Source organism: Microbacterium testaceum StLB037, from assembly GCF_900104345.1.
In the GTDB taxonomy this organism is placed as follows: domain Bacteria; phylum Actinomycetota; class Actinomycetes; order Actinomycetales; family Microbacteriaceae; genus Microbacterium; species Microbacterium testaceum_A.
The window spans coordinates 95,507-122,493 of sequence record NZ_FNJN01000006.1 but is presented as its reverse complement, the minus strand read 5'-3'; the positions used below and the strand labels follow the sequence as shown (position 1 = coordinate 122,493).

General features: G+C 68.8%; 26 protein-coding genes. All 26 read right to left on the bottom strand.

Translation table 11 applies throughout. The features are described 5' to 3' along the window. Positions 1–29 precede the first annotated feature (29 nt). Entirely contained in the window at positions 30–620 is a 591-nt protein-coding gene (gene rplE / locus BLS25_RS13420; RefSeq protein ID WP_056226265.1) for a 50S ribosomal protein L5, read from the bottom strand. Positions 621–622: 2 nt separating this feature from the next. Then, positions 623–982 carry a 50S ribosomal protein L24 gene (gene rplX / locus BLS25_RS13415; protein ID WP_056226262.1) on the bottom strand — a complete coding sequence of 120 codons (360 nt, stop codon included), beginning with the start codon at positions 980–982 and terminating at the stop codon, positions 623–625. 2 nt (positions 983–984) lie between these two features. Further along, positions 985–1,353, bottom strand: a complete 369-nt coding sequence (gene rplN / locus BLS25_RS13410; RefSeq protein ID WP_013584005.1) for a 50S ribosomal protein L14 — start codon at positions 1,351–1,353, stop codon at positions 985–987. A 35-nt stretch (positions 1,354–1,388) separates the two neighbouring features. Next, the gene (gene rpsQ / locus BLS25_RS13405; RefSeq protein ID WP_056226259.1) at positions 1,389–1,715 is read right to left on the bottom strand and encodes a 30S ribosomal protein S17; all 327 of its coding nucleotides are present in this window, start codon (positions 1,713–1,715) and stop codon (positions 1,389–1,391) included. Next, positions 1,715–2,026, bottom strand: coding sequence for a 50S ribosomal protein L29 (gene rpmC / locus BLS25_RS13400; RefSeq protein ID WP_056226256.1), 312 nt, complete (start codon positions 2,024–2,026; stop codon positions 1,715–1,717). Before rpmC ends, rpsQ begins: the two co-directional genes overlap by 1 nt. Further along, positions 2,026–2,445 (bottom strand): 50S ribosomal protein L16, encoded by a 420-nt coding sequence (rplP, locus tag BLS25_RS13395; protein ID WP_056226254.1) that lies wholly within the window; start codon positions 2,443–2,445, stop codon positions 2,026–2,028. The genes rpmC and rplP overlap by 1 nt, the downstream gene beginning before the upstream one ends. Beyond that, positions 2,445–3,203 carry a 30S ribosomal protein S3 gene (gene rpsC, locus BLS25_RS13390; protein WP_013584009.1) on the bottom strand — a complete coding sequence of 253 codons (759 nt, stop codon included), beginning with the start codon at positions 3,201–3,203 and terminating at the stop codon, positions 2,445–2,447. The genes rplP and rpsC overlap by 1 nt, the downstream gene beginning before the upstream one ends. Beyond that, the gene (rplV, locus tag BLS25_RS13385; RefSeq protein ID WP_013584010.1) at positions 3,203–3,601 is read right to left on the bottom strand and encodes a 50S ribosomal protein L22; all 399 of its coding nucleotides are present in this window, start codon (positions 3,599–3,601) and stop codon (positions 3,203–3,205) included. Before rplV ends, rpsC begins: the two co-directional genes overlap by 1 nt. A 22-nt stretch (positions 3,602–3,623) precedes the next feature. After that, the gene (gene rpsS, locus BLS25_RS13380; RefSeq protein ID WP_013584011.1) at positions 3,624–3,905 is read right to left on the bottom strand and encodes a 30S ribosomal protein S19; all 282 of its coding nucleotides are present in this window, start codon (positions 3,903–3,905) and stop codon (positions 3,624–3,626) included. 12 nt (positions 3,906–3,917) lie between these two features. Further along, positions 3,918–4,757: a 50S ribosomal protein L2 gene (gene rplB / locus BLS25_RS13375; RefSeq protein ID WP_013584012.1), complete on the bottom strand. Its 840-nt coding sequence runs from the start codon at positions 4,755–4,757 to the stop codon at positions 3,918–3,920. 24 nt (positions 4,758–4,781) lie between these two features. Beyond that, positions 4,782–5,081 carry a 50S ribosomal protein L23 gene (gene rplW, locus BLS25_RS13370; protein ID WP_056226248.1) on the bottom strand — a complete coding sequence of 100 codons (300 nt, stop codon included), beginning with the start codon at positions 5,079–5,081 and terminating at the stop codon, positions 4,782–4,784. Then, entirely contained in the window at positions 5,078–5,740 is a 663-nt protein-coding gene (gene rplD, locus BLS25_RS13365; RefSeq protein ID WP_056226247.1) for a 50S ribosomal protein L4, read from the bottom strand. Before rplD ends, rplW begins: the two co-directional genes overlap by 4 nt. 2 nt (positions 5,741–5,742) lie before the next feature. Beyond that, positions 5,743–6,402 (bottom strand): 50S ribosomal protein L3, encoded by a 660-nt coding sequence (gene rplC, locus BLS25_RS13360; RefSeq protein ID WP_056226244.1) that lies wholly within the window; start codon positions 6,400–6,402, stop codon positions 5,743–5,745. 8 nt (positions 6,403–6,410) lie between these two features. After that, positions 6,411–6,719 carry a 30S ribosomal protein S10 gene (gene rpsJ / locus BLS25_RS13355; RefSeq protein WP_013584016.1) on the bottom strand — a complete coding sequence of 103 codons (309 nt, stop codon included), beginning with the start codon at positions 6,717–6,719 and terminating at the stop codon, positions 6,411–6,413. A 443-nt stretch (positions 6,720–7,162) separates the two neighbouring features. Further along, positions 7,163–7,378 (bottom strand): hypothetical protein, encoded by a 216-nt coding sequence (locus BLS25_RS13350; protein ID WP_056226241.1) that lies wholly within the window; start codon positions 7,376–7,378, stop codon positions 7,163–7,165. A 179-nt stretch (positions 7,379–7,557) separates the two neighbouring features. Next, complete coding sequence (gene tuf, locus BLS25_RS13345) at positions 7,558–8,751, bottom strand: elongation factor Tu (RefSeq protein WP_056226238.1); 1,194 nt, start codon at positions 8,749–8,751, stop codon at positions 7,558–7,560. A gap of 161 nt (positions 8,752–8,912) precedes the next feature. Continuing rightward, positions 8,913–11,027 carry an elongation factor G gene (gene fusA / locus BLS25_RS13340; protein ID WP_056226235.1) on the bottom strand — a complete coding sequence of 705 codons (2,115 nt, stop codon included), beginning with the start codon at positions 11,025–11,027 and terminating at the stop codon, positions 8,913–8,915. Positions 11,028–11,114: 87 nt separating this feature from the next. Beyond that, positions 11,115–11,585, bottom strand: coding sequence for a 30S ribosomal protein S7 (rpsG, locus tag BLS25_RS13335; protein WP_013584050.1), 471 nt, complete (start codon positions 11,583–11,585; stop codon positions 11,115–11,117). Positions 11,586–11,590: 5 nt separating this feature from the next. After that, positions 11,591–11,959, bottom strand: a complete 369-nt coding sequence (gene rpsL / locus BLS25_RS13330) for a 30S ribosomal protein S12 (protein ID WP_013584051.1) — start codon at positions 11,957–11,959, stop codon at positions 11,591–11,593. A gap of 355 nt (positions 11,960–12,314) precedes the next feature. Further along, entirely contained in the window at positions 12,315–13,388 is a 1,074-nt protein-coding gene (locus tag BLS25_RS13325; protein ID WP_074696427.1) for a hypothetical protein, read from the bottom strand. Next, a complete protein-coding gene (locus BLS25_RS13320; RefSeq protein ID WP_056226229.1) occupies positions 13,385–14,944 on the bottom strand; it encodes a DUF5684 domain-containing protein in 1,560 nt (519 codons plus the stop codon). Before BLS25_RS13320 ends, BLS25_RS13325 begins: the two co-directional genes overlap by 4 nt. Continuing rightward, complete coding sequence (locus BLS25_RS13315) at positions 14,941–17,451, bottom strand: transglutaminase TgpA family protein (RefSeq protein WP_256335594.1); 2,511 nt, start codon at positions 17,449–17,451, stop codon at positions 14,941–14,943. The genes BLS25_RS13320 and BLS25_RS13315 overlap by 4 nt, the downstream gene beginning before the upstream one ends. Continuing rightward, positions 17,448–18,824 carry a DUF58 domain-containing protein gene (locus tag BLS25_RS13310; RefSeq protein ID WP_327037359.1) on the bottom strand — a complete coding sequence of 459 codons (1,377 nt, stop codon included), beginning with the start codon at positions 18,822–18,824 and terminating at the stop codon, positions 17,448–17,450. The genes BLS25_RS13315 and BLS25_RS13310 overlap by 4 nt, the downstream gene beginning before the upstream one ends. Before the next feature lie 46 nt (positions 18,825–18,870). Continuing rightward, a complete protein-coding gene (locus BLS25_RS13305; RefSeq protein ID WP_056226224.1) occupies positions 18,871–19,836 on the bottom strand; it encodes an AAA family ATPase in 966 nt (321 codons plus the stop codon). 48 nt (positions 19,837–19,884) lie between these two features. Continuing rightward, positions 19,885–25,836, bottom strand: a complete 5,952-nt coding sequence (locus BLS25_RS13300) for an Ig-like domain-containing protein (protein WP_074696423.1) — start codon at positions 25,834–25,836, stop codon at positions 19,885–19,887. Then, positions 25,833–26,969, bottom strand: a complete 1,137-nt coding sequence (locus tag BLS25_RS13295; protein ID WP_074696421.1) for a serine/threonine-protein kinase — start codon at positions 26,967–26,969, stop codon at positions 25,833–25,835. The genes BLS25_RS13300 and BLS25_RS13295 overlap by 4 nt, the downstream gene beginning before the upstream one ends. Between the last annotated feature and the right edge of the window lie 18 nt (positions 26,970–26,987).

Sequence of the window (26,987 nt, the reverse complement as noted above, 5' to 3'; positions counted from 1 at the left end):
GGCCCCCGGAAACCCGGGGGCCCGAGGTGTCAGGCCTGCGCGTCGGCCGACTGGAAGGGGAAGCCGAGCTGGCGGAGCAGCGAGCGACCCTCGTCGTCGGTCTTGGCGGTGGTGACGATGGTGATGTCGAAACCACGCACGCGGTCGATGCGGTCCTGATCGATCTCGTGGAACACGGACTGCTCCTGGAGACCGAAGGTGTAGTTGCCGTTGCCGTCGAACTGCTTGGCCGACAGTCCGCGGAAGTCGCGGATGCGGGGCAGGGCGAGGTTGACGAGGCGGTCCACGAACTCCCACGCACGGTCGCCACGGAGGGTGACGTGCGCACCGATGGCCTGGCCCTCGCGCAGCTTGAACTGCGCGATGGACTTGCGGGCCTTGGTGACGATGGGCTTCTGACCGGTGATCTTGGTGAGGTCGTCGACCGCACCATCGATCACCTTGCTGTCACGAGCCGCCTCACCGACACCGGTGTTCACGACGACCTTGACCAGACCGGGGATCTGCATGACGTTCTCGTAGCCGAACTCGTCCTGCAGCGCCTTCTTGATCTCGGCGTTGTACTTCTGCTTCAGGCGGGGCTGGATCTTGCCAGCCGCCGCGGCAGTCGAGGTGCTCATGTTCAGAGGTCCTTGCCTGACTTCTTCGCGAAGCGCACGCGGACGGTGCGCTTGACGCCGTCCTTCACCTGCTCCTCGACCCGGCGACCGACACGGGTCGGCTTCTTGGTCGAGGGATCGACGATCGCGACGTTGGAGATGTGGATCGGAGCTTCGAAGGTCTCGATGCCGCCGGTCTTGGTGCCGCGCTGGGACTGACCCACGCGGTTGTGCTTGGTGACGTAGTTCACGCCCTCGACGATGACGCGGTTCTGCTCGACGAGGACCTCGAGGACCTTGCCCTGCTTACCGCGGTCGCCGCCGCGCTCGGGCTTCGCGCCCGAGATGACCTGAACCAGGTCGCCCTTTTTGATTTTCGCCATGATCAGATGACCTCCGGGGCGAGCGAGACGATCTTCATGAACTTCTTGTCGCGAAGCTCACGGCCGACCGGTCCGAAGATACGGGTGCCGCGGGGCTCCCCGTCGTTCTTCAGGATCACGGCGGCGTTCTCGTCGAACTTGATGTACGAGCCGTCGGGACGGCGGGTCTGCTTGACGACACGGACGACGACGGCCTTGACCACGTCGCCCTTCTTGACGTTTCCACCGGGGATCGCGTCCTTGACCGTGGCGACGATGACGTCACCGAGGCCGGCGTAGCGACGGTTGGAGCCGCCGAGCACGCGAATGGTGAGCAGCTCCTTGGCGCCGGTGTTGTCGGCGACCTTCAGCCGGGATTCGTTCTGAATCACTTTTTACTCCTTGGATTCCAAGTAAGCCGCGAGGCTTACTTGGCCTTCTCGAGGATCTCGACCAGGCGCCAGCGCTTGGTGGCGCTCAGCGGACGGGTCTCGTTGATGACGACGAGGTCGCCGATGCCCGCCGAGTTGGACTCGTCGTGCGCCTTGACCTTCGAGGTGCGGCGGATGACCTTGCCGTAGAGCGGGTGCTTCACACGGTCCTCGACCTCGACGACGATGGTCTTGTCCATCTTGTCGCTGACGACGTAGCCACGACGCGCCTTGCGGTAACCGCGGGCGTTCTCGTCGCGAACGTCGTTCTCGGAGTGCTCGTGACCGGCGACCTGCGCCTCGGCCTTCTTCGCGGTAGCCATTACTCCGCCTCTTCCTTCGCGGCGTCGTCAGCGGAGTCCGCCTTCTTCGCCTTGCTCTTCTTCGCCTTCGTTGCCTCGACCGGGGCCGGGGTGGCGCGGATGCCGAGCTCGCGCTCACGGATCACGGTGTACAGACGCGCGATGTCGCGCTTGACTGCACGGATGCGACCGTGGCTCTCGAGCTGGCCGGTGGCCGACTGGAAGCGCAGGTTGAACAGCTCTTCCTTGGCCTTACGCAGCTCCTCGACGAGGCGCTGGTCTTCGAACGTGTCGAGCTCGCTCGGGGCGAGCTGCTTGGTGCCGATCGCCATTACGCGTCGCCCTCCTCGCGCTTGATGATGCGTGCCTTCAGGGGCAGCTTGTGAATTGCTCGGGTCAGAGCTTCGCGAGCGAGCTGCTCGTCGACGCCCGCGACCTCGAAGAGGACGCGGCCCGGCTTGACGTTCGCAACCCACCACTCGGGGGAACCCTTACCCGAACCCATGCGGGTTTCGGCGGGCTTCTTCGTGAGGGGGCGGTCGGGGTAGATGTTGATCCACACCTTTCCACCGCGCTTGATGTGACGCGTCATGGCGATACGAGCGGACTCGATCTGACGGTTGGTCACGTAAGCGGGGGTCAGCGCCTGGATCCCGAACTCACCGAACGACACCTGGGTGCCACCGGTGGCCTGGCCCGAACGGCCGGGGTGGTGCTGCTTGCGGTACTTGACCTTGCGGGGGATGAGCATTACGCCGACGCTCCTTCTGCCACGGGGGCCTCGTTACGAGGGCCACGACGACGGTCGCCGCCGCGGTCGTCACGACCGCGGGACTTGGGCGCGTTGGCCTGCTCGCGGGCGAGCTCCTTGTTGGTGAGGTCGCCCTTGTAGATCCAGACCTTCACGCCGATGCGGCCGAAGGTGGTCTTGGCCTCGTAGAAGCCGTAGTCGATGTTCGCGCGCAGGGTGTGCAGGGGCACACGGCCTTCGCGGTAGAACTCCGAGCGGCTCATCTCGGCGCCGCCGAGGCGGCCCGACACCTGGATGCGGACACCCTTGGCACCGGCACGCTGAGCGCCCTGGAGACCCTTGCGCATCGCGCGACGGAACGCCACGCGAGCGGTGAGCTGCTCCGCAACACCCTGAGCGACCAGCTGAGCGTCGGCCTCGGGGTTCTTGACCTCGAGGATGTTCAGCTGGATCTGCTTTCCGGTGAGCTTCTCGAGGTCGGCACGGATGCGCTCGGCCTCGGCGCCGCGGCGACCGATCACGATGCCCGGACGGGCGGTGTGGATGTCGACGCGGACACGGTCACGCGTGCGCTCGATCTCGATGTTGCTGACACCGGCGCGGTCGAGCGAGGTGGTCAGCAGGCGACGGATCTTGATGTCCTCGGCGAGGTAGTCGGCGTAACGCTGACCGGCCTTCGTCGAGTCCGAGAACCACCGCGACACGTGGTCGGTCGTGATGCCGAGGCGGAAGCCGTACGGGTTGACTTTCTGTCCCATTACTTGCTCGCCTTCTTGTTGGCGCGAGCCGGGGCCGCCTCAGCGGTCTCGGGCGTCGCGAGCACGACCGTGATGTGGCTCGTGCGCTTCTTGATCTGGAAGGCGCGACCCTGAGCGCGGGGCTGGAAACGCTTGAGCGTCGTGCCCTCGTCGACGTACGCGTTCTTCACGTACAGGTCGGCGTCATCCAGGTACTCGTTCGTCTTGTCGGCCGTGACGCGAGCGTTCGCGATGGCCGAGGCGACGAGCTTGTAGATCGGCTCGCTCGCGCCCTGCGGCGCGAACTTCAGGATCGCGAGGGCCTCTTCGGCCTGCTTGCCCTTGATGAGGGCGACGACGCGACGAGCCTTCTGAGGGGTCACGCGGATGTGTCGCACACGTGCGATGGACTCCACCATTTCTCTCTCCTCCTCGGTCGCCTTAGCGGCGACGGCCCTTCTTGTCGTCCTTCACGTGGCCGCGGAAGGTGCGGGTGGGCGAGAACTCGCCCAGCTTGTGGCCGACCATGGTCTCGGTCACGAACACGGGGATGTGCTTGCGACCGTCGTGCACGGCGATGGTGTGTCCCAGCATGGCGGGGATGATCATCGAACGGCGCGACCAGGTCTTGATGACGTTCTTCGAACCGGCTTCGTTCTGCGAGACGACCTTGCGAAGCAGGTGCTCGTCGACGAAGGGGCCCTTCTTAAGGCTGCGAGGCATCTTCCTCTACTCCTACTTGCGCTTCTTGCCGGCGGTGCGACGGCGGACGATGAGCTTGTCGCTCTCCTTGTTCGCGTGGCGGGTGCGGCCCTCGGCCTTACCCCACGGCGACACAGGGTGACGACCACCGGAGGTCTTACCCTCACCACCACCGTGCGGGTGGTCGACCGGGTTCATGGCGACACCACGCACGGTCGGGCGGACGCCCTTCCAGCGCATGCGGCCGGCCTTGCCCCAGTTGATGTTCGACTGCTCGGCGTTGCCGACCTCGCCGATCGTCGCGCGGCAGCGGACGTCGACGTTGCGGATCTCGCCGGAGGGCAGACGCAGCTGCGCGTAGGGGCCGTCCTTCGCGACCAGACGCACGGAGGCGCCGGCCGAACGGGCCATCTTCGCGCCGCCACCGGGACGGAGCTCGATCGCGTGGATCACGGTACCGGTGGGGATGTTGCGCAGCGGCAGGTTGTTGCCGGGCTTGATGTCAGCACCGGCACCCGACTCGACGACGTCGCCCTGCGACAGCTTCGCCGGAGCGAGGATGTAGCGCTTCTCACCGTCGGCGTAGTGCAGCAGCGCGATGCGCGCGGTGCGGTTGGGGTCGTACTCGATGTGAGCGACCTTGGCGTCGATGCCGTCCTTGTCGTTACGACGGAAGTCGATCAGACGGTACTGACGCTTGTGTCCACCACCGATGTGGCGGGTCGTGATGCGGCCCTGGTTGTTGCGGCCACCGGTCTTCGACAGCGGGCGCAGCAGCGACTTCTCAGGCGTCGATCGGGTGATCTCGGCGAAGTCGGCCACCGACGAGCCGCGGCGACCGGGGGTCGTGGGCTTGTACTTGCGAATAGCCATTGTTCTTGTCCTCTATCCCGACCGTCAGCCGACAGACGTGAAGATGTCGATGGTGCCCGACTTGAGCGACACGATGGCGCGCTTGGTGTCCTTGCGCTTGCCGATGCCGAAGCGGGTGCGACGGGCCTTGCCGACGCGGTTGATCGTGTTGACCGAGGCCACCTTGACGCCGAAGATCTTCTCGATGGCGAGCTTGATCTCGGTCTTCGACGAACGGGGGTCCACCAAGAAGGTGTACTTGCCCTCGTCGATGAGCGAGTAGCTCTTTTCCGAGACGACCGGCTTCAGGATGATGTCGCGCGGGTCCTTGTTGACGGTGGTCATGCCGAGACCTCCTCGGTGGCTGCGGACTTCGACGCGACGAACGCGTCGTAGGCGGCCTTGGTGAAGACGATGTCGTCGGAGACGATCACGTCGTAGGTGTTCAGCTGGCCGACGGTCAGCACGTGGACGTACGCGAGGTTGCGGACGCTCTTGATCGTCAGCTCGTCGTCGCGGTCGATGACCACGAGGACGTTCTTGACGGCACCGAAGGCCTTCAGCGCGGCGGCAGCGGCCTTGGTCGAGGGGGCACCCTCGATGGCGAAGCTGTCGACGATGTGCAGACGCTGCCCACGAGCACGGTCGCTGAGCGCACCCAGGAGGGCGGCCGCGATCATCTTCTTGGGGGTGCGCTGGCTGTAGTCGCGGGGCTTGGGGCCGTGGACGATGCCACCACCGGTCATGTGCGGCGCGCGGATCGAGCCCTGGCGGGCGTTACCCGTGCCCTTCTGCTTGAAGGGCTTGCGACCGGCACCGGAGACCTCGCCACGACGCTTGGTCGAGTGCGTGCCCTGGCGAGCCGCAGCGCGCTGCGCCACGACGACCTGGTGGATCAGCGGGATGTTCGTCTTGACGTCGAAGAGCGCGGCGGGCAGCTCGACAGAGCCGGCCTTCTTGCCGTCGGCCTTCACGACGTCGAGCGCGAGAGTCGAGTCAGCCATGATCAGGCACCCTTCACTGCGTTGCGGACGTAGACGATGCGGCCACGAGCACCGGGGACGGCGCCCTTGACGAGCATGAGTCCCTTCTCGGCGTCGACGGCGTGCACCGTGAGGTTGAGGACGGTCACGCGCTCGCCACCCATACGGCCGGCCATGCGCATGCCCTTGAAGACGCGGCTCGGGGTCGACGAGGCGCCGATCGAGCCGGGCTTGCGGTGGTTTCGGTGCGCACCGTGGGATGCGGAGACGCCCTTGAAGTTGTGACGCTTCATGACACCGGCGGTGCCCTTGCCCTTGCTGGTGCCGACGACATCGACCAGCTGGCCGGCCTCGAACAGACCGTCGACGGTGAGCTCCTGGCCCAGCGCGTAGTCTGCGGCGTCAGCCGTGCGCACCTCGGTGAGGTGGCGGCGAGGGGTGACGCCCGCGGCGTCGAAGTGAGCCGTGAGCGGCTTGTTCACCTTGCGGGGGTCGATCTGGCCGTAGCCGATCTGAACGGCGTTGTAGCCGTCCTTCTCGAGCGAGCGCAGCTGGGTCACGACGTTCGGTGCGACCTCGATGACGGTGACGGGAACGAGCTTGCCGTTCTCGTCCCACACCTGGGTCATGCCGAGCTTGGTGCCGAGGAGGCCCTTGGAGATCTTGGAGTTGATGTCAGCCATGTCGAACCTCAGAGCTTGATCTCGATGTTGACATCGGCAGGAAGGTCGAGGCGCATCAGCGAGTCGACGGCCTTGGGCGTCGGGTCGATGATGTCGATGAGGCGCTTGTGGGTGCGCATCTCGAAGTGCTCGCGGCTGTCCTTGTACTTGTGGGGCGACCGGATGACGCACACGACGTTCTTCTCGGTCGGAAGGGGAACCGGGCCCACCACGGTGGCACCGGCACGGGTCACGGTGTCGACGATCTTGCGCGCCGACGAGTCAAGCCCGGCGTGGTCGTACGACTTCAGGCGAATGCGGATCTTCTGTCCCGCCATTGTCTGCTCTCTCTCTTTCTCGCGTCTTACCCGACCTGGGGCATTGGACGCACGGTGGCGCTTTCGCGCCCTGGCACTTCCCCTCGCTTTCGCGAGAGATGCTGCACCGCTGTTCAGCTGTGAAACCGGATGCCATGGCATCCGGCCCGCCCCTCGCACGCACGCGCGCGAATCTCACGAGGAGATGAAGGGGGTTCGGTGTGGTGTTCTGCTGCCCGCGGCCCAGGACCCTGCGCTGACGCGCCGCCTGTGCACTGCCGAGACAGTGATCCTGGCGCACGCCGAGCGCGCACCGGAATGTGGAACTGGACTAGTCTACGTACCGCTCGGGCGAGTCGCAAACCCGGGCGTGTCGCGCCCGGCCGATGCACAGCAAACCGCAGTCCGAACGACAGCGGCGCCGCCCCGATGCTCGGGGACGGCGCCGCTCCGGGCTGCGTTCGTCAGGCGTTGCCGATGTGCTTGTCGACGTTCGCTCGGGTCTCGTCGACCTTCGCGTGGTGTTCCGCGGGAACGACCTTCTTGATGGCGTCGGCCGCTCCGTCGAGCACCTTGTCGCTGACCTCTTCGGCCTTCTCGCTCTTCAGAGCCTCTTCGATCTTGTCGCGGTTCTCGTCCAGGAGCTTTTTGCCCTTGGCGATGATGTCGTCCACTCCCATGCGCATCTCCTTCGCAGACACGGCCGGCGATTCCGCCGACTCTCGCCTCATTGTGGTCACGGACGGGCGTGGAACGGAACCCCCGGCTTCGGAGATCGCACTCGAGGGAGAATCCCCCGCGGGAACGACAAAGGCCGGGCCCGAAGGCCCGGCCTGTGCCGAGTGAAGTCTGGAAGGACTTACTTGAGGATCTTGGTGACGGTACCGGCACCGACGGTGCGGCCACCCTCACGGATCGCGTAGCCGAGGCCCTCTTCCATGGCGATCGGCTGGATGAGCTCGACCGACATCTCCGTGGTGTCACCGGGCATGACCATCTCGGTGCCCTCGGGCAGCGTGATGACGCCGGTCACGTCGGTGGTGCGGAAGTAGAACTGCGGGCGGTAGTTCGTGAAGAACGGGTTGTGGCGGCCGCCCTCTTCCTTGGACAGGATGTACGCCGTGCCCTCGAAGTTGGTGTGCGGGGTGACCGAACCGGGCTTCACGACGACCTGGCCGCGCTCGACGTCGTCACGCTTGGTGCCGCGGAGGAGCAGACCACAGTTCTCGCCGGCCCAGGCCTCGTCGAGCTGCTTGTGGAACATCTCGATACCCGTGACCGTGGTCTTCTGCGTCGGGCGGATGCCGACGATCTCGACCTCGGAGTTGATCGCGAGGGTACCGCGCTCGGCGCGACCCGTGACGACCGTTCCACGACCGGTGATGGTGAAGACGTCCTCGATGGGCATGAGGAACGGCTTGTCCTTGTCACGCACCGGGTCGGGGATCGACTCGTCGACGGCTTCCATGAGCTCGACGATCGCGTTGACCCACTGCTCGTCGCCCTCGAGAGCCTTGAGACCCGAGACGCGGACGACGGGGGCGTTGTCGCCGTCGAAGTCCTGCGACGACAGCAGCTCGCGAACCTCGAGCTCGACGAGCTCCAGGATCTCCTCGTCGTCGACCATGTCGCTCTTGTTCAGTGCGACCAGCAGGTAGGGAACGCCGACCTGCTTGGCGAGCAGAACGTGCTCACGGGTCTGAGCCATCGGGCCGTCGGTGGCGGCGACCACGAGGATCGCGCCGTCCATCTGAGCGGCACCGGTGATCATGTTCTTGATGTAGTCGGCGTGACCGGGCGCGTCGACGTGAGCGTAGTGACGCTTCGGGGTCTCGTACTCGACGTGCGAGATGTTGATCGTGATACCGCGCTGACGCTCTTCCGGCGCCGAGTCGATCGACGCGAAGTCGCGCTGAACGTTGGTGGCCGACGGGAACTTGTCGGCGAGCACCTTCGAGATGGCAGCGGTGAGCGTGGTCTTGCCGTGGTCGACGTGACCGATCGTTCCGATGTTCACGTGCGGCTTGGTCCGCTCGAACTTGGCCTTAGCCACTGGGTCCTCCTCAGGACGTTGGTTGCGAGGTCTCGGGCACTGGATTGCGACCGGTTCTTCGCGGGGATGGTTCTCAGATTACTAGAGAGTCGGTATTCAGTTTGAGCGGATGCCGGGAACCTGAGCAGAACCCGGGGTTCCCGGCATCCGTGAGAGCGGTTTTACTCGCCCTTGTTCTTCTGGATGATCTCGTCGGCGACGGCCTTCGGGACATCGGCGTAGCTGTCGAACTCCATCGAGTAGACGGCGCGACCCGAGGTCTTCGAGCGCAGGTCACCGATGTAGCCGAACATCTCGGACAGCGGCACGTTGGCCCGGACGACCTTGACGCCGGCGGCGTCTTCCATCGACTGGATCTGGCCACGACGCGAGTTCAGGTCGCCGATGACGTCGCCCATGTACTCCTCGGGAGTACGGACCTCGACGGCCATGATCGGCTCGAGGATCGTGGGGTTCGCCTTGCGGACGGCCTCCTTGAAGCCCATGGAGCCGGCGATCTTGAACGCCATCTCCGAGGAGTCGACGTCGTGCGAGGCGCCGTCGAGGAGGATCGCCTTGACACCCACCATGGGGTAGCCGGCGAGCACGCCGACGTTCATGGCGTCCTGGAAGCCCTGGTCGGTCGGCGAGATGTACTCGCGCGGGATACGACCACCGGTGACCTTGTTCTCGAACTCGTAGGTCTTGTCGGCCGTGACCTCGAGGGGCTCGATCGCGAACTGGATCTTCGCGAACTGACCCGATCCGCCGGTCTGCTTCTTGTGCGTGTAGTCGTGACGCTCGACCGACTTGCGGATGGTCTCGCGGTACGCGACCTGCGGCTTTCCGACGTTGGCCTCGACCTTGAACTCGCGCTTCATGCGGTCGACCAGGATGTCGAGGTGCAGCTCACCCATGCCCTTGATGACGGTCTGACCGGTCTCGGAGTTCTGCTCGACGCGGAACGTCGGGTCTTCCTCCGCGAGCTTCTGGATGGCGACACCCAGCTTCTCCTGGTCGGCCTTGGTCTTGGGCTCGATGGCGACCTCGATGACCGGCTCCGGGAACGTCATCGACTCGAGGACGACCTGGTTGGCCGGGTCGCACAGGGTGTCACCGGTGGTGGTGTCCTTGAGGCCGATGACCGCGTAGATGTGACCGGCGGTGACCGAGTCGACCGGCATCTCCTTGTTGGCGTGCATCTGGAAGATCTTCCCGATGCGCTCCTTTTTGCCCTTGGTCGCGTTGACGACCTGGGCGCCGGAGTCGAGGTGACCCGAGTACACGCGGATGTAGGTGAGGCGACCGAAGAACGGGTGCGTCACGATCTTGAACGCGAGAGCCGCGAAGGGCTCCTCGCGGTCGGCGTGGCGCTCGATGACGATCTCTTCGTCCTTGGGGTCGTGGGCCTCGATGGCCGGCACGTCCAGGGGCGAGGGGAGGTAGTCGACGACCGCGTCGAGCATGGGCTGCACGCCGCGGTTCTTGAACGCCGAACCGCAGAGCACGGGGTAGAGCTCCGAGTTGATCGTCATCTTGCGGATGGCGCCCTTGATCTCGGCGACCGTGAGCTCCTCGCCACCGAAGAACTTCTCGAGGAGGGCGTCGTCGGACTCGGCGACGGTCTCGAGGAGCTGCTGGCGGTACTCGGCGGCCTTGTCGGCGAGGTCGGCCGGGATCTCCTGGATCTCGTACTTGGCGCCCATGGTCACGTCACCCTTGGCGTCGCCGGGCCACACCAGTGCGCGCATCTCGACGAGGTCGATGACGCCGACGAAGTCGTTCTCGGCACCGATCGGCAGCTGGATGACCAGCGGCTTGGCCTTCAGGCGGTTGACGATGGTGTCGACCGTGAAGTAGAAGTCGGCGCCCAGCTTGTCCATCTTGTTGACGAAGCAGATGCGGGGGACGTCGTACTTGTCGGCCTGACGCCACACGGTCTCGGACTGGGGCTCGACGCCCTCCTTGCCGTCGAAGACGGCGACGGCGCCATCGAGCACGCGCAGCGAGCGCTCGACCTCGACCGTGAAGTCGACGTGACCGGGGGTGTCGATGATGTTGATCTGGTTCTTGTCCCAGAAGCAGGTCACAGCAGCGGAGGTGATCGTGATGCCACGCTCCTGCTCCTGCTCCATCCAGTCGGTGGTCGCCGCACCATCGTGCGTCTCACCGATCTTGTGGTTGACGCCCGTGTAGAACAGGATGCGCTCGGTCGTCGTGGTCTTGCCGGCATCGATGTGGGCCATGATGCCGATGTTGCGGACCTTGTGAAGGTCGGTGAGCACGTCTTGTGCCACGGGTGTCTTCCTTACCTGTTGGGAGGTTGATGCCGGGCCCATCGGAGGGTCCGCGACCGGGGTGCGGTCACGGACCCTCCGCGGGTTTTACCAGCGGTAGTGCGCGAAGGCGCGGTTCGACTCGGCCATCTTGTGGGTGTCTTCGCGGCGCTTGACCGCGGCACCGAGGCCGTTCGAGGCGTCGAGGATCTCGTTCTGCAGACGCTCGGTCATCGTCTTCTCACGACGACCCTTCGCGTAGCTCACGAGCCAGCGCAGCGCGAGGGTGTTCGCACGGTGCGGCTTGACCTCGACGGGAACCTGGTAGGTCGAGCCGCCGACGCGGCGGCTCTTGACCTCGAGGGTGGGACGGACGTTGTCGAGCGCCTTCTTGAGCGTGGCGACGGCGTCCTGGCTGTTCTTCGCCTCGACACCCTTGAGGGCGTCGTAGACGATCGACTCGGCGATGGACTTCTTGCCGTCGACGAGGATCTTGTTGACCAGCTGGGTGACGACGGGAGCGCCGTACACCGGGTCGTTGACGACGGGACGCTTCGGGGCAGGACCCTTACGAGGCATGTTTCTCAGCCCTTCTTCGCGCCGTAGCGGCTGCGAGCCTGCTTACGGTTCTTGACAGCCTGGGTGTCGAGTGCACCGCGGACGATCTTGTAACGGACACCGGGGAGGTCCTTGACGCGACCGCCGCGAACCAGCACGAGCGAGTGCTCCTGCAGGTTGTGGCCCTCGCCGGGGATGTAGGCGGTGACCTCGGTGCCGTTGCGCAGCTTCACGCGGGCGACCTTGCGCATGGCCGAGTTCGGCTTCTTGGGGGTCGTGGTGTACACGCGGGTGCACACGCCGGCCTGCTGGGGGTTCGACTTCAGCGCGGGAGCCTTGGTCTTCGAGACCTTCGGCGAGCGGCCCTTGCGAACCAACTGCTGAATGGTTGGCACGTTCTCTCCTTGATTGGCTGGACGTTCCCTCGCGGTGGCGCCCAGGGTGCTGCACGGTGACAGCGTCGTGTCTCCCCCGTCATGTCGCTCATCTTGCGATTCGTGACGTGTCGGGCTCACGTGTGATCCACCGCGCGCCAGAATGATCTTGCGCGATTCGTGGTGGATATGCCGTGGGGGCGACCTGTTCGCAGGCCGATCCCTGAGATGGTGCGAGCGTTGATCCGAACGACTCACCCGAAGGCATGACGCACGGCGCGCGTGAACGCACACCCGGTCAATGATACGCGTTCCCCGGGACGTGGGCAAACGAGTACGGGTCCGGTCACTGGGAGTATCCCGGATGCCGAGCCCCTCAGCCTGTCAGCAGCAGGACGGCCCCGACGATCGAGGCGACGAGCACCACCGCGATGACCGCGACGAGGACGATGACGCGGCCGGCGCCCCGGTTCGCGCGCGGACGGACCGTCCCGATGTCCGGGGCCGACGGCGCTCGGACGGCGGCGACACGCTCGACTCGCGCGGGCGCGTCGCGTCGCGGTTCGTACGACTCCATGGCGAGGGCGTCGGGGACACGGGCATCGCGAACGGCGCCCTCGACCACCGGTTCCGTCCGTCCCCCTGCCGCTTCGCGGCGACGACGGCGCGAGCCCGAGGCGGTCTCGTCGTCGACGTCCGCGGCGGGACGAGCGCGCGTGGCCTCGTCGAGCGGATCCGGGCCGGAGCTCCGGCGACGGGTGAGCTCATCGGGGACGAGGCCCTCCGCCTCCGGCGTCGATCGACTCCGCGTCGCCTCGTCGGGAACGGCGGCGTCGAGCGGGGGAGGCGTGGCGGCGCGCCGCGGAGCGGTGGTGCCCACCTCGTCGTCGGCGGGACCGGCCCGGCCGGGAAGTGCGGATCGCGTCGGGGGCGAAGCGATGGTCGCGTCGTCGACGACCTCACGGTGCGAGACGACCGTCGCGTCGTCGGGAAGATCCACCCGCGACCGCGACATCTCACCCGCCGGCACCTCCGCGCGCGACACGATCGTCTCGTCGTCCGGAAGATCCACCCGCGAAGCCGAGGGCTCCTCCACCGGCACCTCACGACGCGACACGACCGTCGCCTCGTCCGCAAGGTCCACCCGCGAAGCCGAGGACTCCTCCATCGTCGCCTCACGACGCGAAACCACCGTCGCCTCGTCCGCAAGGTCCACCCGCGAAGCCGAGGACTCCTCCCCCGGCGTCCGCCGCGAGACGAAAGTCTCGTCCTCGGGGACGTCGGCCGCAGACCGAACCGTGTCGTCGTCCGGGGTGTCCCGACGGGAGAGGACCGTCTCGTCGGCGAGCTCGTCGTCCTCCGCCGGCGCCGGGGTCGGCCACGATCGGAGTCGCCCTGCCCAGAGCGTGACCTCGTCGGGGTCGTCCGGGCGGTCGTACGGGCCGCTCACGCGTCGCTCCGCGAGAGGCGCACCTCCGCGTCACCGAGGAAGAAGCGCTCACCGGCTTCGATCTCCTCGCCCGGAGGGGCCTCGACCTCGGTACCCATGAGCGTGGCGAAGAGGACGCCGTTGGTGGAGTGCAGATCGGTGACGTACCAGGTGTCGCCGCGGAGCTCGAGACGCGCGTGGGTCTTGGAGACCGTCCGCGTCTCGTCCGAGATCGGCACGAGCTGCGCATCCGGATAGGCGGAGTCGGGGCCGGGACGGCGACCCAGGATCACCACCGCGGAGGTGAGATCGACGGGCGTGCCACTCGGCGGCACGAGAGCCCACGGGATTCGCTTGCGACGCGTGACGACGGTCCGATCGAGGGCGTCGAAGTCGTCCTCTGCCGACACCGCCGGAACCTCGGGCTGCGTGTAGAGCGCCGACACCGACGTGCGCGCGGAGCGGGGGGAGCCGGCATCCGGAGCCTCAGCCACCGCGGAGACCGCCTCGGACAACTCGGGGAACTCGTCGAGGGCCGCGGCCACCGAGGGGCGAGGAGCGGGGACCGCGTCGGGTGCGGGGCGAGTGAGGGGCACGTCCGCGATGGGCGCGGATGCGGCACCCTGCGAGGAACGACGCGGCGGGTTGGCCCACGGAGCGACGGGGTCGGACTCCTCCTCGACCTCGTCGGCCGGAGCGGGCGAGGGCGTCGGTGCGACCACGGGCGGCGCCCAGGTGGGGACGGCCGCCGGAGCGTCGGCGACGTGGGAGCGGGGAGCCTCGGGCGCTGCGGACGGAACCGGCGGGGCGGCGGGGGCGGCTGCGGGACGGTCGTCCTCGACAGGTGACCCGTCGCGCAGGGCATCGAGCACGTCGAAGACGGACGTCGCGGGCGCGGCGTCGCGGGCCTGCCCGACCCGCTCGTCCTCTGCACGAGGGCGCTCCGCCGCGGGGGCGGGGACGTGAGCCGGCGGGGCCCAGTCGTTCACCGAGGGAACCGCGTCGGCGAGCGACGGCGAGGGAGCGGCGAAGGGGAGGGTGACCGGGGCGGACACCGGCGCGAGCGGCGCGGAGGGAGCCGCGGCATCCGGGGCGGGAGCCGAGGGCCCCTGTTCCGGGGTCCATCCGCCGATGAGGGGGACGTACGGGCCGTCGAAGTCCTTGCCGCGCCGGACGGGAGCGGAGTTCTCGTCGGGGCGGCTCGTACGGCGCTCCCCGTGCCACCGCGCGGACCCGAAGCCCAGGATGCTCGCCCAGATGACGGGGAACAACGCCCCCACGACGGTGAGGCCCGCTCCGACCCCGAACCCCGTGTTGATGCGATGCACCGCCACGATGAAGACCGCGATGAAGGCGATCCCTCCGAAGATGGGCACGAGGTTCAACAGGATCAGCCACGGCGAGAACCCGCCGAGCTTGAGCACGGTGGCCCCGTTCAGGACGGGCACCCACGCCTTCCAGGCGGGTTCTCCGACCTTGCGGAAAAGCGCCGCGAGGGCGAGAGCGAGCCAGACGTACAAGACGACGACGAGGGCGAAAGACGTCGCCCCGAGCACCACCATGGTCGAATCGTTCATGTCGTGTCGCGTTCCACCAGGGCGGTGGAGCGCTTCCCCCTCTCGTCGCGGTGCGGCGACCCCCGCCGCGAAGGGCGTGGAGCGAGGAACCGCAGGAACGATCTCAACGATACGGCCGCACGCAGGCGCCGCCAGAAGCCCCGCTCACGGGTGAGAGTACGGCGTTCCTCGTCGACGATGCGCCAGAACGCCTCCACCTCGTCGGAATCCACCTGCTCCGACGAGAACACGGCCCGGTCGGCACCCTCGGCGAGAAGCGTTCCGGAGGGGGTGGCGAAGGCCTCCGCCACCTCGCGACGCGTCGGCGCGCGCGGAACGGTGCGACCCGCATCGACGCCCGCGTCGACGTACTCGTCCCAGCCTCCGGCGATGGCCGTCCGCGGATCCGCGTCGCGGCGGCGCCCACGACGGCGCACCGCCTTGGCGATGACGACCGCGAGGAACGGGCCGAAGAGCACGAGCAGGACGAGCAGCGAGATCCCCGCGATGCGCAGGCTCGCCCATAGCCAGGCGAGGTCGACCCCGTCGTCGGTGCGCGGGTCGTCGTTCTGGGCGTTGTCCTCCTGGACCGGCTCGGGAGGCACGACCTCCTGAACGGTGTCGGGCCGCACCTCCGTGACGTTCTCGGGATCCTGCTGCTGAGTGACCTCGAGGCTCGGCGACTGCTCCCACTGCGGGGTGACATCGATGGGAGCCCATCGGCCGTCGGATCCCTGCACCTCGGTCCACGCGGTGAGATCGCGCGCTCGGCACTCCCCCGCCTCGCAGGTGGAGAGTTTCGCGTCCGAAGATACCAACCGCGTGCCCACGACCACCCGAGCCGGGAAGCCGAGCTCGTGGGCGATGAGCGCCGTGGCGACGGCGAACTGTTCGTCATCGCCGACGGCCGCGACGAAGTTGCCCGAAGCGGCGGCTCGCGGGTCGTCCTCCCGCTCGAGCAGACGCTCGAACATGCGGTCGATACGGGCCAGGGAGTGTCCGGACGCGCTGGGCTGGAGCTGGTACCCCTGCAGACCGGCCGCCCACTTCGGCGTCGGCCCACCCTCCGGGGCGAGGCTGTGGCTGAGGTAGCCCCGCTGACGGAGCATCTGGACCAGGCTCTGCAGGGCCGCGCCGTCGTTGCCGCTGGCGTGCTCCTCGACCCAGCGACGGAGGTTGTCTCCCCCGGAGACGCCGTCTCCCGCGCCCGGCGCCGTCATCGTGGCGAGATCGACGGTGACGGGCTCGACGGCGTCGAGGCGGTAGCGATCCCCCTCGACGAGCCCGCCGTCAGCGGTCTGCACGCCCGCCTCGGCGTCGGAGCTGTAGTAGAACCGGTCGGCGAGAAGGCCGCGGCGGTCTCCCTCGAACGTGGCGGACGCGAGACGGCCGGCGGTCGGCATCCAAATGCCTCCGAGGTCGACGATCTCGACCTCCGCCTCGACGGGCCTGCCCTCCCCCGCATCGCGCGTCGACGGAAGGCGCACGAACCCGGCACCCTCGTTGCCGGAAGCCCGGAAGATCTCGCCGTCGTAGGCGTCGAGGGTCGCGATGCGGATGCGCTCGGGCTCCGCCCCCGTCCCGCTGACGCGGAACAGCACCTGGTCCGAGCGCGCGTCCGAGAACATCGAGCGGTACTCCGACAGGGGACTCACGGCCTCGGCGATCAGTCGCTCCGGACCGGCAGCCGATCGGAGGACCTGGCGATCCGCGTCGCGGGCGGCCGCGGGGACCACGGCGACCGTGACGGCGACCGCGACCACGAGCATTCCCGCACCGAGGCCCAGCCGTCGGCGATCCGCGCGCGAGCGTCCAGGACCCACGGGAACGGCCGATACGTCGCTCGCTCGGCGGAGGGCGCGCCCACGCTCGTCCTGCGCCCTCCAGGCCAACCACAGCACCGAGACCAGCAGGGCGCTGAGACCCACGAAGGTCTCCACCGGCGCGGGCAGGTCGAACGAGCCGATCGACAGGGGCGCGCTGGTCGAGGTGCGCCCGAAGAAGAGGCCGAACCCGGTCATGCCCAGACCGCCCACGACCGCGAACGGCGCCCAGCGATCGCCGCGGGTGGCGAGAGCGAAGGTGAGGGCGGTTCCCACGAGGAAGATCACGAGCGCGGGGATCAACAGGTTGCGGTAGGCCCCCACCGGCAGATCGACCGTGACGAGGTCCTTCCAGGCGACGATGATGCCCGCGAACGACTCGCCCAGGCCGCGCAGGACGTCGAGGGGAGAGGTGAGCCGCGAGGGGACGGCCAGCGGAACCGCGAGCACCGTGAACGCCCCCAGCAGACCGGCCGCGAGGATCCACCCGCTCCACCGGCGCCACGACACGACCCCCACGACCGCTCCGGCGACGATGACCGACACCGCCACCAGCAGCAGGAAGGAGCCCGACGCGTAAACGGGCCAGGCGGCGACGGTGGCCAGCGCGACCGACAGCACGGTGTAGACGGCAGCGGCCGCATTGCGCGGCAGGTTCGTCCCGCGCCGGCGCATCCCCGCGCGCGTGCTTCGACGCCCGCTCACGAGGTCGCCCCCCTCACCAGCAGACCCGAGAGGTCGTCGAGGGTGCCGATGGTCAGCACCGTCAGGCCCGCGATGTTCTGCATCCGCGGGTGCGCGCGCTCGTCGCAGATCACGGCGGCGACGGCCGTGTCGGCCGGGAACGCGAGGGCCGCCTGGCGCAGGCGGCTGAGCGGCACTGCGGCGCCCACGACCACGAAGGCGATCGAGAGGCGTTCGTTCGCCTCGGATGCCAATCGGCAGACGTCCTCGACGGGCATGGTGTTCTCGTGCCGCTCGATCGCGCTGAACCCGTCGAGCATCGTGCGCGGGGCCACGACGGGGATGTGGCGAATGGCGCGCAGGCGCCCCTTCACGACACGCGGGATCTCGGACCCGGTGACGATGTCGATGTCACGCGCGTCGCGCACGGCCCGAAGGCCTAGGGAGGCCGCGGCCGAGACGGCGAGCTCGTACTCGTCGGCGTCCGTGTACTCCTGCGTCGCCGCAGCGAGCACGACCGCCATCCTCGAGCGGCGCGACTCTTCGTACTGCCGCACCATGAGCCGGCCCGTCTTCGCGGTGGACTTCCAGTGCACCTGCCGACGGGAGTCCCCGGGGACGTACTCGCGGATGGCGTGGAACGACATGTCCGCATCGACCAGTCGGCGCGTGGCGTTGCCCTCGAGGTCGCGCACGAGACCCGCGCTCGTGGAAGGCAGCCCCACCGTGCGCGGGTGCACGAACAGGTCGTGCACGTCGTCGAAGGCGTGCTCCCGACGAAGCAGGCCCACGGGGTCGCTGCGCACCGTCGTGACAGGCCCGACCCGGACGACTCCGCGCGGGAGCGGGGGGATCTCGAGCGGTTCCGTGGAGCTCTGCCCGGGGCGGAGGAAGGGTACCCCGAACTCCACGAGGCCCCGACCGACGGGGATGTCGAGGCGGCCGGGCAGCGCGGGACGCGCGCTCTCGTTGCGCACAACGATCTGTCCCGTCACACCGTTGCCGGCGGTCACGCGCTCGTGCTCGAGCGCCAGGTCGACCTCGTAGGCCCGAGCGCCGAACAGGAACGGCACGCTCATGACCAGCAGGATCAGGGCCGCGCTGCCCGCGACCATCCACTCGACCCACCCGAACAGCACGCCCAGCAGCAGGCCGACCGTCGCGGCGACCACGACCACCACCCCGGCGGGACGCACGGTCCGGCCAGCCCATCGCACCGCGGCGGCGACGGCCTCGGTCGTGATCCGCCACCACTCCGCGACCTGGACCACCGCACGCACGATCCGACGCTGTCGACGGACCGAGGTCGACGTGACCGAGGTGCGCGAGCCCGTCACCATGGTGCCCGCCGAGGTCCGCGTGAGACGCGACTCGGTCAGATTCAGATCGGGCACGGCTCACCCCCCGAGCGGGGTGCGGACGCCACGGGACGCGCCACCGTCAGGCGCTCTCGCGCTGCGAGGGCGGCTGGGTGTCGAGGAGCACCTGGCCGACGACGGCCTCTTGGGTGACCCCGTCGAACTCGGCTTCGGGGTGCAGGATGAGCCGGTGCGCCAGCACCGCGACGGCCAGGGCCTTGACGTCGTCGGGGGTGGCGTAGGTCCGCCCCTGCGACGCGGCACGGGCGCGCGTGGCGCGCGTGAGGGCGAGGGCCCCGCGGATGCTCACGCCGAGGCGGACCTCGTCGGCCGTGCGGGTGGCATCCACGAGACGCGCGATGTAGTCCAGCACGAGCGCGTCGACGTAGACGGATGCCGCGAGGTCGGCCATTCCGACCAGGGCCTGCGGCGTGATGATCGCGCGCAGCTCGGCCGTGGCGACGGGCGCACCGTCGAGGATGCGGACAGTCGCCGCGTGGTCGGGGTACCCGAGCGAGGTGCGCAGCAGGAAGCGGTCGAGCTGGGCCTCGGGGAGACGGTAGGTTCCCGCCTGCTCGACGGGGTTCTGGGTCGCCAGGACGAGGAAGGGCACGCCCACCTCTCGAGAGACGCCGTCGATGGTGACCTTGCCCTCTTCCATGACCTCGAGCAGCGCCGACTGGGTCTTGGGGCTCGCGCGGTTGATCTCGTCGGCCAGGACGATGTTCGCGAAGATCGGGCCCGTGTGGAACTCGAAGGTCCCCGTCTTCTGGTCGTAGACCGTGATGCCCGTGATGTCACCGGGCAAGAGATCGGGGGTGAACTGGATGCGCGTGTTCGTGCCCTGGACCGACGACGCGACCGCCCGCGCGAGCGAGGTCTTGCCGGTGCCGGGGACGTCCTCGAGGAGGACGTGGCCGTCGCTGAGCATGGCGGTGAGCACCAGCTCGACCACGTGCCGCTTGCCGAGGACGGCGCGCTCGACGTTGTCGGCGATCTGCGAGAAGGTCTGGGAGAACCAGGTGGCCTGCTCCTGGGTGATCGTCATGTCGAATCCTTCGGTGGGCGAGAGCGGGAATGGGGATGCCGGGAGGGCTCAGGACGAGGGCTTCGGGGCGGAGGCGCTGGGCTTGCATTCGCCACCGAAGTCGGTGGACGCGGAATCGAGGTTCCAGCCCTGAGCGGACCAATCGACGGTGACGCGGATTTTGTCGACGCTCGCGGCTTCGGCGGGGACGGCCGTTGCGGCCGCACCCTCGGCACGCGGGAGCTGATTGCCGTTCTTGTCGAAGTAGCGGGCGTTGTCGTAGTTGAAGGTGACCTTGGCTTTGTCATTGCTCGAGGAGCCGTTCGCGGAAAGGGTCTTGCCGCCCTCGCAGCTCGCCACCTGCCATGACGCCTGGACCTGGTACGGGGCGCTCCCACTCGCAGGTGTCACGGCGCCGTACTGCGACTGGGTACCCCACACCTGGTGCTGGAAGTACACCTGGATCTCCGGGTCGCGGTCGAAGATCGTGTTACCCGGACCCCAGTTGACGAATCTCTTGTCGTTGAAGCGCGGCGGCGGATCGCCATCGTTGATGCGGTCGATGTACCACCGTGCTTCATTGCCCTTGATCGTCTCTTTCGCTCCGACCCGGAAGGTGTACCCCTTCGGCGCCGCCTTGCTCTGCTCGGCGTTCACCTGCTGGTCCAGGCTCACCGAGCCGTACGACCGGCCGTTGAACCACGACTCCGCGCACATCGTGAACGTGTACGTCTCGCCGTCGCCGAGTGCGGTGAATCTCTGGGTGTCACCACCGCTGCGGGGGATGCAGGGCAGCCCCTTCTGCACGATGTTGAACCGCACCTCGGAATCCGTGCCGTTCTGCTGCGCGGTCGCGCGGGCGTCGACGGTCGAGGTGCCGTTTCCGTTCGAGGTCGAGGTCAGCGTGAGGGTCGGATTGGTCGGTGCCCCGACGCCATGCGCGATAGCGCTCAGCTGATTGCCCGCCGAGGCGCCACCGAGACCCGGAGGCACGGTGAAGCGCGAGATCGGGGTGACGGTGACCTGAGTCGACGAGTTGGAACCCACGCGGAAGCGGGCGACCTGCACGACCTCCTGGTTGCGGCCGACGCTCACTTGGATCTTGTCGCCCGCGGCGCTCGCGATCTCGAGGGTCCCCGTCTCGGCGCTGTCGACGCCCTTGATGACGAGGTCGGCGAGGTTTCCCTCTCCCCCGGTCTGCGTCGGCGTGAAGTCCATGCCCTGCGGTGCGTTCGGCGGGCGGTACGCCCACCCGGTCGTGCGCACGGCCGCCTTGGACTCGCCGACGCTGTTCACCGCGGTCACGACGTACTCGCGCTGTTCGCCGTTGGGAGCAGCGATCGGCGGACAGGTGCCGTCCGCGCCGCACTGGCCGACGACCGCGCCGTTGGACCGCACGGTGAAGCCCGAGATCGCGGGGTAGGCGCGTCGCGCCTCGCCCGGGTCCACGCGGAGGGTGAGGGAGCCGTCGGCGTAGGCGGTCTGTCGCACGCTCCCCGGCGGGCGCGGGAATCCGAGCAGGTCGAGCACGACGCGGGCGTCGCGCGTCGACGCCGTCGTGCGCCCCTGCGCGTCGCGGAGCGTGACGCTCGCGCTGCAGGTGGCGCCGGGGGCGTCATCGCTCCACGAGGCGACGATGCCCGAGGCCGAGGCGACGCCGAAGCTCACGCCGGCGCAGGCAGCCGTCGGGCGCACGTCGACGACCTCGAGGGGCGTGCGCGGCAGCGGGTTGACCTCGCCGCTCGTTCCGACGACACCGATGGTGCAGCTCGAGCCCGAGGCCTGCGAGCACTGCTGCGACGTGGTGCCTCCCTGCGGAAGGGTCGAGGGAGCAGCACCCACGCGCAGCACCAGGCGCGCCGGGGCGACCGCGTTGTGGCTCGTCACCGAGATGATCGCGGCGTTCTCGGTGCCGGGAACGGAGCGGTCGTTGCCCGTGACGGTCACGATCGACCCGTCGAGCGACACGCCGAAGGCGGATCCGCCGTAGTCCAGGGCGTAGCGGATGCCGTCCCAGTCCTCGCGACCCAGCTGCCAGCTCGTCATATTGCGCAGATCGAAGGTGGCCGTCTCACCGGGCCCGACCGTCAGGGCTCCGGGCTTGAGCTCGGGCTGGGGGTCGCGCGCGACGATGCCGATGGGCACCGACACCACCGTCCATTCCTCGGTGCCCGCGATGCGCACCGGCACCTGGCAGGCATCGGTGTACGGGGAGCCGGCGCCGGCGTCGTAGCGGACGACCGTCCCCGTAACGGAGCACCGTCCTTCGGCGCGCACCCCGGTCGCCGAGACATCGGTGCCGACCTCGAGCGTCGCCCGGCGTGGGAGCGCGACGAGCCCTGCCATGTCGAACTCGACCGAGGCGAGCTCGTCGACGCGCTGAGCGGCGCCCGGGCGCAGGGAGAGACTGAGGTCGTCGTCACCGGGGACGCGCAGGAACGCGTAGGTGGTCACGTCGGAGTCGCCGACGCGGCCGGTGATGGCGAACGGGATCACGCGTCGCGTCGCGGGCAGGGTGCCCGAGATCTGGCGACCGTTCAACGTGACGTCTGCGGGCGTGCCCCACAGCGAGACGTCGAGGTCGCTGACGTCACCGCCGGACCACGTTGCTTTGCCCGCGAGCACATCGACGCCGGAGGTGAAATCGTCGCGGTTCTCGACCGTCAGTACGGTGTCGGTGACGACGGGGTAGTCCGGCACGTTCTCTCGGACGACTTTGACCACGATGAGACCGCGGCCGGTGTTTCCCGAGTCGGAGGCGACGTCGTAGAGGAACGACATCGTTCCCGGCTGTTCGCCCGCCTCGATGACGACGCCGGTGTCGGACACCGCGTCGATGTATCCCTTGAGGCGGGCGTACTCAGGGTTGTCGCTCTCGTCGACGAGCTTCTCGGGCAGGTCGGGACGGACGCCGGTGAGCGTGAGCCGCCCCTGCGTGGGGTCGATGTCGTTCGCCAACGGGCTCACGCGGATCGTACGGTCAGCGCCGGCCTGCACCTGCACGTAGTCGGTGAAAGTGATGGGGCTGGGGTTGGCCTGCGCGTCGAGCACCCCGATGCGGACGGTCCCCTCGCCCGTCGCTCCCGAGGAGTCCGAGACGCGGTACCGGAAGGACACCTGACCACGGTCACCGGGGACCGAGGAGTACAGGATGCTGGACCCGTCCGGCGAGATCGAGGCGGTGCCGCGGTTGGGCTGCGCGACGATCCGGTCGAGCGTGACGGCGTCACCGTCGGGGTCGACACCGAAACCCTTGAAGTCGATCGAGGCGGTGCCGCCGCTGAGGACGCGGCCCTCGAGGGTGTCGGGCAAGGGGGCGCGGTTCGCCTCTCCGCCCAGGACCGTGACGTGCACGGTCGCTTCGTCCCAGAGAGCCGGAGTACCGGTCGTGTAGACGCGGTACGTCACTTCGTACGAACCCGGCGTCGTCGGGGCGAGGTAGCGCAGCACTCCCCCGGAGGTGAAGGCGAGGGCATCGCTGGCCGGCTGGGTCTGCACGCTCGAGGGGTCGAGCGTCGGGCGTCCGCCCGCCGGTGAGATGTCGTTGTCGAGGACGGGGATGTCGATCTGCGCGCCCACGCGCACCGTGACGTTGTCGTCGACCGCGATCGGGGCGATCTCGGGAGCCGGCGGGAGCAGGTAGACCGTCGCCTCACCCGTCACCCGCGAGCCCTCGTCGTCCGTTCCGTCGCTGACGGTGTACGCGACGGTGCCGAGCAGCCCCGCGGACCCGTCGGCGGTGCTGCCCGAGACGCGCAGGTCGTTCTGGCCCACGGTGTCGACGGTGAGCGAGGCGCCCTCCTGAGCCGTCCCGGCCACGTCGCTCAGCAGGAGCACGCGACCGGTGGGATTCGACACCGCGCTGAAGACATCGAGCGTGGCGTCCTCCTGAGGTCGGACGAACGCGACGACCGGGGAGGTCGCCAGCTGCGCCGGCGCGTCAGCGGGGAGCAGGGTGATGCGCGCGGTCCCCGTCGCGTCGCGACCCCCGCCGTTGACGGTGAAGTCGACGCGGTAGACGCCGGGCTGATTCGCCGAGAAGTCGAACGTGGTGCTGCCGCCGACCACCGTCGCGGTGGCGGTGGCGTCGTCGAGGACCCGGACCGAGGTGAGGCTGACGTTGCCGGCGGTCCCGGTCACATGGGGGCCTACATCGACCGCGACCGACGACCCGACCGTGTCGATCTTCGCGAAGGACTGGACGGCCAACGTGGGATCGGGAGCCACGCGGATGACGAGGGGCTTCGTCGTCACGGCCCCCTCGGTGTCGGCCACGGTGACGTCGAGCTGGATGTTCTGCTCTCCGCCCGAGCCGTCGTCGGCGTGCTGGTAGACCACGTCTCCCGCGGGGGTCGCGGCGACCGTGCCCACGCCGCCGGGGTTGTCCACCGAGAGCAGCAGCAGCGGGTCGCCGTCGGGGTCCACCCAGCCGGGCAGGACGGGGACCGTGATGGTGCCGCCGCGAGCGACCTCGGGGGTCGGCCACGGCTGCAGGCACTTGTCGACGCCGCACCACACGGGTGCCGCGTTCGACGAGGGCGCCGAGACCGAGAGGGTCACCGAGGCGGGGGCGGAGTTCAAGCCGTCGGCCGCGGTGCCGTCGGTGACCGCGTACGAGAAGGTGGCGCTGCCGGTCGCTCCCGGTGCGACGCGCACGGCGAGACGCTGACCGGCGTCGGTCACCGTGAGGGTTCCGAACCCCGGATCGAGTCCCGTGACGCTCTCGGCGATGATGCTGAGGACGTCCTCGTTGGGGTCGTGGTCGTTCAAGAGCACGGGGAGCGTCGTGAGACGACCGGGCCGCACGCCGAACGAATCGGGTTCGGCGATCGGCGGCTTCGGGTCAAGGACGACGCTCAGCTTCTCGTCGCTCTGCACGGCGGTCTGCTCGGTGCGGTCGTCGAGCGACCAGTTCTGGCTGGACGCGACGAGGGCCCCGTCGGGCACCGTCCAGACCCACCCCGTGCGCGTCTCGTTCAAGATCACGGCGTGGTCGGTCGCGACGAAGACCGGCCGTCGCTGGTCGGGCATGGTCGCCCCGCCGTAGTCGAGGTCGGTCTCACCCTGGTCGGAGCGCCACAGCGTGCCGCGGGCATCCCCCGGCAGGAGCCACGCGGCGTACGCGACGCCCTGGTGCGACAAGGGGCGGGCCGGCTGGCCGAGGACATTGCCGCCGCCGCCGACCTCGCGCCGGGGCTCGGAGCCGTCTGCCGGGATGCTCCACAGCGACTGGTCGTCCGCGACGTACACCGCGCGTGCGTCGGCGTCCGCATCGGCGACCACGAGCTGATCGGCCGCATCGATGGTGACGGGGTCCGCGCCGCGCACCCACACCCGCCCGGCGTCCGCGTCGACGAGGACCCAGGTGTCCCCGGCCGCCGAGAGGACGGGAGCCGCGACCTCGGCCTCGAGCGCGTCGCGGCCGCGCAGCTCGTCGGCGTCGATGTCGTACCGGATGACCGAGCCGTCGGCGGACGAGTAGGCGAAGAGCATGCCGCGGGCGTCGAGGGCGATGGCATCCGCGGTGTAGGACGGCGCGTTCTCGTCCTGTGAGGTGTCGAAGGGGTCGAGCTCGGTGGGCTTCTGCCCCGCCTGGCTCAAGCGGCTCGCGAAGAGCGTGCCGGTGTCGGTGCGATACACCGCGTAGTCGCCCGCCGTGACCACCGATGTCGTACCGGGCGGGGTGTCGGGGGCGGCCTCGAGCTGATCGTCGGACAGGTCGACGGGCTGGGCCTCGTTGATCCGGGTGAGCTTGCTGAAGCTGTCGGTGAAGAGGTAGGCACCGTCACCGCTCTGCACCACCTGGCTGGGGTTGCCCGCCGTGCGCACGGTGTCGAGTTCGCCGACGGTGGTGTTCACGCGCGCGTAGCGCTGGCCGTCACCGGTCTGCAGCGCCCACACCGACGTGTCGACCTCGGGGGTCTGCTGGGCGTCGAGACCGGGCCACACGATGCTCGCCGTGATGACGAGGGCGGCGGCGGCGAGGGTCGAGGCCAACCCTGCGATCGTCGAGCGCTTCACCGGAGGACTCCCGTGGCGAACAAGGCGGCGACGACAACGGCCCCCGCGGTCACGAGCGTCGCCGAGGCGAGGATCCACGGCAGCGCCTTGGAGCCGGTCGAGGCCGGCGCGGCGATGTCGGTGTCTTCGTCGCGGACGTAGCCCGCCATGCCGGAGGTACCGCGGAGCTTGCGCCCGCCCTCGCGCTCGATGCGCGACCGCGCCGGGCCGCGCAACGTCCCGTCGGCGAAATCGACCGCCCGCGCGGCGGGCGCCCACTCGGCGGCGGGGACCTCGAGCGGCGTCGAGGGCAGGCCGCTCTCGACCTGGACGGCCTGGATCGCCTCGCCGAACTCACGCGCGCTGGCGTACCGGTCGGCGGGGTTGCGGGACATCGACTTCGCGAGCACCGCCTGCAGCGAGGCGGGGACGTCGCTGCGGGTGATGTCGGTGTAGGTCGCTCGAGCGATGCGGCGTCGCAACTGCTCGCGGGAGTTCTGCCCCTTCTCGCGTCGTTCGAACGGGCTCTGTCCCGCCAGCAGCGAGTAGATCGTGGCGCCGAGGCTCCACACCTCGCTCGACACGGTTCCGGCCGTCTGCTCGGCGACGACCTCGGGAGCGCTCCACGGCACCGACATCGCCAGCATCTCGTCCGCCCCCTGGCGCACGAGGGACGAGGAGATACCGAAGTCGGCGAGGACGGGGGCTCCGAACGTCGTCACGAGGATGTTGCTCGGCTTCACGTCGCGGTGGATGAGTCCCGCATGGTGCGCCGATTCGAGGGCCCCCGACATGCGGACGCCGATCGAGAGGACCTCGGGCACGGGCATGCGCTCGACGCGGTAACGCTGAGCGAGCGAGCCCGGGCAGAACTCCATGACGATGTACGGCCGGCCGTCGGCCGAGATCCCCGCCTGGTAGACCGTGACGATCGAGGGGTGGGCCGAGAGATGGGCGAGGACGTCGGCCTCGGCATTGAACATGCGCAGCAGATCGGTGTCGCGCACATCGCTCGGAAGCACCTTGACCGCGACGTCGCGGCGCGGCATGTCCTGTCCGTAGAGGAAGACGTCGGCGAATCCTCCGGACCCCAGCGGTCGGATGTACGCGAGCCCGGGCAAGATGGGCGGCGAAGACGGCAGGCGCTGCGGCATCGAGCCCCCTCCCCCTGA